This is a genomic window from Pseudomonas sp. PB103, from assembly GCF_009764635.1.
Taxonomy (GTDB): domain Bacteria; phylum Pseudomonadota; class Gammaproteobacteria; order Pseudomonadales; family Pseudomonadaceae; genus Aquipseudomonas.
In genome coordinates, this window is sequence record NZ_RWIL01000122.1 from 1 (window position 1) to 7128 (window position 7128).

Below are 7128 nucleotides of genomic sequence, written 5' to 3' on the forward strand. Positions count from 1 at the left end.
AGGCTGCGATCTTTTGATCTGGATTGTAAAAAACAAGATCAAAAGATCGCAGCCTGCGGCAGCTCCTACATGGGCCGTGGTTGTAACTTCAGAGGACGAACAGGTCGACGAAGCGGTTGACCGGGGTGGACTCCAGCCGGGTTTGATCTTTGCACAACGCGAAAATCTCGCCGCTGCGCTGGCCGGTGAAACGCGTGGCCAGATTGGCTTTGAACTTGTCCTCCAGCAACGGAATGCCCTCGGCACGGCGGCGACGGTGGCCGATCGGGTATTCCACCACGACGTTTTCGCTGCTGCTGCCATCCTTGAAAAACACCTGCACGGCGTTGGCAATCGAGCGCTTGTCGGGCTCCAGGTATTCGCGGGTGAAACGCGGTTCTTCGACGATGACCATTTTCTCGCGCAGCACATCGATGATCGGGTGCGCCTTGTGGAAATCGTCTTCGTATTGCTCGGCGACCAGATTGCCGAACGCCAGCGGCACGGCGGTCATGTACTGGATGCAGTGGTCACGGTCGGCGGCATTGGCCAGCGGCCCGACTTTGGAAATGATGCGAATCGCCGATTCGTGGGTGGTGATGACGATCCGGTCGATTTCATGCAGACGATTGCGCACTTGAGGGTGCAAGGTCACCGCAGCTTCGCAGGCGGTTTGCGCATGGAATTCGGCGGGGAAGCTGATCTTGAACAGGACGTTTTCCATCACATAACTGCCGAAGGGTCGCGAGAAACTGAAGGCGCGTTTGTCCTCGGGCTTCAAACTCAGATCGCTGTTGGTGTGGCTGAACAGCACGTCATAAAAGCCCCACTGCTTTGCAGTCAGAACCCCGGGAATGCCCATTTCGCCGCGCAGCGCGATATCGGCGAGGCGCACGCCACGACTGGACGCATCCCCCGCCGCCCAGGATTTGCGCGACCCGGCATTCGGGGCATGGCGATAGGTGCGCAGCGCCTGCCCATCGGCGAACGCATGGGACAAGGCTGATAACAGTTGCTCGCGATTGGCGCCCATCAGTTTCGCGGTGACGGCAGTGGAGGCGACTTTCACCAGGATGACGTGATCGAGTCCTACGCGGTTGAAGGAGTTTTCCAGGGCGATCACGCCTTGAATCTCGTGGGCCATGATCATCGCTTCGAGCACATCGCGGATCGTCAGCGGCGCTTCAGCGTTGGCCACGCGCTTCTGTGAGAGATGATCGGCCACCGCGAGAATCGCGCCGAGGTTGTCGGATGGATGCCCCCATTCGGCGGCGAGCCAGGTGTCGTTGTAGTCGAGCCAGCGGACGATGCAGCCGATGTCCCACGCGGCCTTGACCGGGTCGAGACGATAGGAAGTGCCGGGGACGCGCGCGCCAAACGGCACGACGGTGCCTTCGACGATCGGGCCGAGGTGTTTGGTGCATTCGGGGAACCGCAGCGCCAGCAGGCCGCAGCCTAACGTGTCCATGAGACAGTTGCGGGCGCTGTCGAGGGCTTCGGTGGATTCGGCTTTGAAGGTGAGGACGTAGTCGGCGATGTCCTGCAGGACACGGTCGTAGTCGGGGCGGTTGTTCAGGTCGACGTTGGCGCTCATGTTCGATTCACTCTTGAAGTGGTTCGTTGATGGGACCTCGGTTCAGGCGGGCAGATTTTTATAATTGAAATGCAATCCCTGTAGGAGCTGCCGAAGGCTCGGGCCGCGATCGGACGATCTTTTGATCTTGATCTTAAAAACAAAGATCAAAAGATCGCAGCCTTCGGCAACTCCTACAGGGGGTGAATGATTGATCAGAATGAATCGCCGGGGACGCGTACGTAACCTTCCATCAGCACCCGCGCACTGCGGCTCATGATGGCTTTTTTGACGATCCACTCGCCGTTTTCCAGACTGGCTTCAGCACCAACCCGCAACGTCCCGGACGGATGCCCGAAGCGCACGGCATTGCGTTCAACGCCGCCCGCCGCAAGGTTCACCAAGGTGCCGGAAATAGCCGCCGCCGTACCAATCGCCACCGCCGCCGTGCCCATCATCGCGTGGTGCAATTTGCCCATCGACAACGCACGCACCAGCAAATCCACATCCCCGGCGCCAATCGCCTTACCACTGGACGCCACGTAATCCGCAGGCTTGGCAACGAACGCGACTTTCGGCGTGTGTTGCCGTTTCGCCGCTTCATCCAGATTGGCAATCAGGCCCATGCGCAGCGCGCCGTAAGCACGAATGGTCTCGAACATCTGCAATGCTTTCGGATCGCTGTTGATCGCGCCTTGCAACTCGGTGCCGGTGTAGCCAATGTCTTCGGCGTTGACGAAAATCGTCGGGATGCCGGCGTTGATCATCGTCGCTTTGAACGTGCCGACACCCGGCACTTCCAGCTCATCGACCAGGTTACCGGTGGGGAACATCGAGCCACCGCCGCCCTCTTCTTCCGCCGCCGGATCCATGAATTCAACCTGCACTTCAGCGGCCGGAAAGGTCACGCCGTCGAGTTCGAAATCACCGGTTTCCTGCACTTCGCCGTTGGTGATCGGCACGTGGGCAATAATGGTTTTGCCAATGTTGGCCTGCCACACGCGCACCACCGCAACACCGTTGTGCGGAATGCGGCTGGCATCGACCAGGCCGTTGCTGATGGCGAACGAACCGACCGCTGCCGAGAGGTTGCCGCAGTTGCCGCTCCAGTCGACGAACGGCTTGTCGATGGAGACCTGTCCGAACAGGTAATCGACGTCGTGATCGGCTTTGGTGCTTTTCGACAGGATCACGGTTTTGCTGGTGCTTGAAGTGGCGCCGCCCATGCCGTCGATTTGCTTGTCGTAGGGGTCGGGGCTGCCGATGATGCGCAGCAACAGAGCGTCGCGAACCGGGCCGGGAATCTGCGCCGCTTCGGGCAAATCCTTGAGGCTGAAAAACACGCCTTTGCTGGTGCCACCGCGCATGTAGGTAGCGGGGATTTTGATCTGTGGTGCGTGAGCCATATTGCTCCTTACCGAAGGCATGGGGCCTGAAACCCCATGCCCACATCAGTTGATTTAAACGGCAACCGCCGACTCTTCAAGGAAGTCCTGAGCGAAGCGTTGCAACACGCCGCCGGCCTCGTAGATCGACACTTCTTCAGCGGTATCCAGACGGCAAGTCACCGGCACATCAACGCGCTCGCCGTTCTTGCGATGGATCACCAGCGTCAGATCCGCGCGCGGCTTGCGCTCGCCGATCACGTCGTAGGTTTCGCTGCCGTCGATGGCCAGCGTATGACGGTCGGTGCCCGCTTTGAACTCCAGGGGCAACACGCCCATGCCCACCAGGTTGGTGCGGTGAATGCGCTCGAAACCTTCAGCGGCAATCGCTTCGACGCCGGCAAGACGCACGCCTTTCGCCGCCCAGTCGCGGGACGAACCCTGACCATAATCGGCGCCGGCAATGATGATCAGCGGCTGTTTGCGTTCCATGTAGGTTTCGATGGCTTCCCACATGCGCATGACCTTGCCTTCCGGCTCGACCCGCGCCAGCGAACCCTGTTTGACCTTGCCATTTTCCACAACCATTTCGTTGAACAGTTTCGGGTTGGCGAAGGTTGCGCGCTGCGCGGTCAAGTGGTCGCCACGGTGTGTTGCGTACGAGTTGAAGTCCTCTTCCGGCAAGCCCATTTTCGCCAGGTATTCGCCGGCGGCGCTGTCGAGCATGATCGCGTTGGATGGCGACAGGTGATCGGTGGTGATGTTGTCGGGCAGCACCGCCAGCGGGCGCATGCCCTTCAGCGGACGGGCACCGGCCAGTGCGCCTTCCCAATACGGCGGACGGCGGATGTAGGTGCTCATCTCGCGCCAGTCGTACAGCGGCGTGACTTTCGGGCCGGTGTCTTCGTGGACGGCGAACATCGGAATATAGACCTGACGGAACTGCTCAGGCTTGACCGAAGATTTCACCACGGCGTCGATTTCTTCGTCGCTCGGCCAGATGTCTTTCAGGCGGATTTCCTTGCCGTCGACCACGCCCAAGACATCCTTCTCGATATCGAAACGGATGGTCCCGGCGATGGCGTAAGCGACCACCAGCGGCGGCGACGCGAGGAACGCTTGCTTGGCGTACGGATGGATGCGGCCGTCGAAGTTGCGGTTGCCCGAGAGCACGGCGGTGGCGTACAGATCACGGTCGATGATCTCTTGCTGGATCACCGGATCCAGCGCGCCGGACATGCCGTTGCACGTGGTGCAGGCGAAGGCGACGACGCCGAAACCGAGCTGCTCCAGCTCCGTGGTCAGCCCCGCTTCGTCGAGGTACAGCGCGACAGTTTTCGAACCCGGCGCCAGCGAGGATTTCACCCACGGTTTGCGGGTCAGGCCGAGCTTGTTGGCGTTGCGCGCGATCAGGCCAGCGGCGATGACATTGCGCGGGTTGCTGGTGTTGGTGCAACTGGTGATGGCGGCGATGATCACCGCGCCGTCAGGCATTTGCCCGGGGACTTCTTCCCACTGACCGGAGATGCCTTTGGCCGCCAGATCCGAGGTCGCAACGCGAGCGTGCGGGTTGCTCGGGCCGGCCATGTTGCGCACCACCGAAGACAAGTCGAAAGTCAGGCCACGCTCGTATTGCGCGCCTTTCAGGCTGTCTGCCCAGAGGCCGGTGAGCTTGGCGTACTGCTCGACGAGCTGCACTTGCTGATCTTCACGACCGGTGAGTTTCAGGTAATCGATGGTCTGCTGGTCGATGTAGAACATCGCCGCCGTAGCGCCGTATTCCGGGGCCATGTTGGAGATGGTCGCGCGGTCGCCGAGGGTCAGCGCAGCGGCGCCTTCGCCGAAGAACTCCAGCCATGCGCCAACGACCTTTTGTTTGCGCAGGTATTCGGTCAGCGCCAGCACCATGTCGGTGGCGGTGATGCCCGGTTGCAACTTGCCGGTCAGTTCGACGCCGACGCTTTCCGGCAGACGCATCCACGACGCGCGACCGAGCATCACGCTCTCGGCTTCGAGGCCGCCAACGCCGATGGCGATCACGCCCAAGGCATCGACGTGCGGGGTGTGGCTGTCGGTGCCGACGCAGGTGTCGGGGAACGCGACGCCTTCACGCACCTGAATCACCGGAGACATTTTCTCCAGGTTGATCTGGTGCATGATGCCGTTGCCCGGCGGGATCACATCAACGTTCTTGAAGGCCTTTTTGGTCCAGTTGATGAAGTGGAAACGGTCTTCGTTGCGACGGTCTTCGATGCCGCGGTTTTTCTCGAACGCCTGGGCATCGAAACCACCGGCCTCGACGGCCAGCGAGTGGTCAACGATCAGTTGCGTCGGTACCACCGGGTTGACCTGCGCCGGGTCGCCGCCCTGCAAGGCGATCGCATCGCGCAGGCCAGCGAGGTCGACCAGTGCGGTCTGGCCGAGGATGTCGTGGCAGACCACGCGCGCCGGGAACCACGGGAAATCGAGGTCGCGTTTGCGTTCGATCAGTTGCTTGAGCGAATCGGTGAGCGTGGCCGGGTCGCAGCGACGCACCAGGTTTTCCGCCAGCACGCGGGAGGTGTACGGCAGGGTGTCGTAACTGCCGGGCTGAATCGCTTCGACAGCCGCGCGGGCATCGAAATAATCCAGAGGGCTGCCGGGCAGGGTTTTGCGGAATGCTGTGTTCATCGGGTCAGGACTCGGGTCACGGTGGTTGCAAAGGGTGATGCCTGGCACCGACTTCGAAATTCACACTGAACCCTGTGGGAGCTGGCTTGCCAGCGATAGCGGTGGGTCAGTCAGCATCATTGTTGGATGTGACGCCGTCATCGCTGGCAAGCCAGCTCCCACAGGGATTTAGGTGAGCTTCGAGATCAGTATTCGGCCCTCACCATTTCAGCGACGTTCGATTGGCACGAACTTGCGCTGTTCGACGCCGATGTATTCGGCGCTTGGGCGGATGATGCGGTTGTTGGCGCGCTGTTCGAACACGTGCGCGGCCCAGCCGGTGAGGCGGGAGCAGACGAAAATCGGCGTGAACAGCTTGGTCGGAATGCCCATGAAGTGATACGCCGAGGCATGGTAGAAATCGGCGTTGGGGAAGAGTTTTTTCTGCTCCCACATGGTCTTGTCGATGGCTTCCGAGACCGGGAACAACACCTTGTCACCGACTTCATCAGCCAGCTGTTTCGCCCAGCCTTTGATCACTTCGTTGCGCGGGTCGCTGTCCTTATAGATCGCGTGGCCGAAGCCCATGATCTTGTCTTTGCGCTCAAGCATGCCGAGGGTGCCTTTGATCGCCTCTTCCGGCGAAGAGAAGCGCTCGATCATTTCCATCGCCGCTTCATTGGCGCCGCCATGCAACGGGCCGCGCAGCGAACCGATGGCGGCGGTGACGCAGGAATACAGATCAGACAGGGTCGAGGCGCAAACGCGGGCGGTGAAGGTCGAAGCGTTGAATTCGTGCTCGGCGTAAAGGATCAGCGAAACGTTCATCACTTTGACGTGCAGTTCGCTCGGCTTTTTGTCGTGCAGCAGGTGCAGGAAATGGCCGCCGAGGGTTGGTTCGTCGCTGACGCAATTGATGCGTTTGCCGTCATGGCTGAAGCGATACCAGTAGCACATGATCGCCGGGAATGCGGCGAGCAATCGGTCGGTCTTGTCGCGCTGTTCGGAGAAGTCTTTCTCCGGTTCGATATTGCCAAGGAACGAGCAACCGGTGCGCATCACGTCCATCGGGTGGGCGTCGGCGGGGATGCGTTCGAGCACTTCTTTCAGCGCTTGCGGCAGGTCGCGCAGCTTGCTCAGTTTGCCTTGGTATTCGTCGAGTTGCGCCTTCGTTGGCAGTTCGCCGTAAAGCAGCAGGTAGGCGACTTCTTCAAATTGCGCATCGGCTGCCAGTTCGCGCACGTCGTAACCGCGATAGGTCAGCCCGGCACCGGCCTGGCCCACGGTGGACAGTGCGGTTTGCCCGGCAACCTGGCCACGGAGCCCGGCGCCACTGAGTACTTTTGCTTCGGCCATTTCTATCTCCAATCTTGAATTTGTTAGGGAGTGTGGCGAAAAGATCGCAGCCCCTTGCACTGTAGGAGCTGCCGCAGGCTGCGATCTTTTGATCTTCATTTTTTCGCAGCAAACAACGCATCGAGCTTCTGCTCGAACGTGTGGTAATCAATACGATCGTAAAGCTCCATGCGAGTCTGCATGGTG

The 7128-nt window shown here is 60.4% G+C and carries 5 protein-coding genes; all 5 read right to left on the reverse strand.

Features of this window, described 5'->3' with window-relative positions:
- Positions 1 to 88: 88 nt before the first annotated feature.
- A complete protein-coding gene (gene prpD / locus EJA70_RS21575) occupies positions 89 to 1573 on the reverse strand; it encodes a 2-methylcitrate dehydratase (RefSeq protein WP_158833370.1) in 1485 nt (494 codons plus the stop codon).
- A 194-nt stretch (positions 1574 to 1767) separates the two neighbouring features.
- A complete protein-coding gene (prpF, locus tag EJA70_RS21580) occupies positions 1768 to 2958 on the reverse strand; it encodes a 2-methylaconitate cis-trans isomerase PrpF (RefSeq protein ID WP_158833372.1) in 1191 nt (396 codons plus the stop codon).
- Positions 2959 to 3012: 54 nt separating this feature from the next.
- Entirely contained in the window at positions 3013 to 5607 is a 2595-nt protein-coding gene (acnD, locus tag EJA70_RS21585) for a Fe/S-dependent 2-methylisocitrate dehydratase AcnD (RefSeq protein ID WP_158833374.1), read from the reverse strand.
- A 207-nt stretch (positions 5608 to 5814) separates the two neighbouring features.
- A complete protein-coding gene (gene prpC, locus EJA70_RS21590) occupies positions 5815 to 6942 on the reverse strand; it encodes a 2-methylcitrate synthase (RefSeq protein WP_158833376.1) in 1128 nt (375 codons plus the stop codon).
- Between the two features lie 95 nt (positions 6943 to 7037).
- The coding region (locus EJA70_RS31160) for a hypothetical protein (protein ID WP_256677715.1) at positions 7038 to 7128 on the reverse strand (91 nt) is incomplete at its 5' end.